Origin of the sequence: Pyramidobacter sp. C12-8 (assembly GCF_002007215.1) — a bacterium.
GTDB lineage: Bacteria > Synergistota > Synergistia > Synergistales > Dethiosulfovibrionaceae > Pyramidobacter.
In genome coordinates this window covers 1-236 of the sequence record NZ_MUHX01000122.1, presented here as the reverse complement: position 1 = coordinate 236, position 236 = coordinate 1, and the positions used below count along the sequence as shown (strand labels likewise).

Sequence of the window (236 nt, the reverse complement as noted above, 5' to 3'; positions counted from 1 at the left end):
TTATTCTGTGGTCTGATCGGACAGCAGATTCGCCATCAGGCGTTCCTTGCAGTCCCCGACCGTGATCTCGCGCACGTGCTTGCGCAGCGGCAGCACGGAGCGCGGGGAGACGGACAGCTCGTCGATGCCGATGGAGAGGAAGGTCTCCGTGAGCTCCGCGTCCGCGCCGAGCTCGCCGCAGATGCCGACCCAGATGCCGTTCTTGTGCGGCGAGCTCGGCGCGGACGCGGAGCTCA

At 66.5% G+C, this 236-nt stretch carries 1 protein-coding gene; it reads right to left on the bottom strand.

The features are described from left to right. The coding region (locus B0D78_RS12295) for a putative PEP-binding protein (protein WP_205948343.1) at nucleotides 1-236 on the bottom strand (236 nt) is incomplete at its 5' end.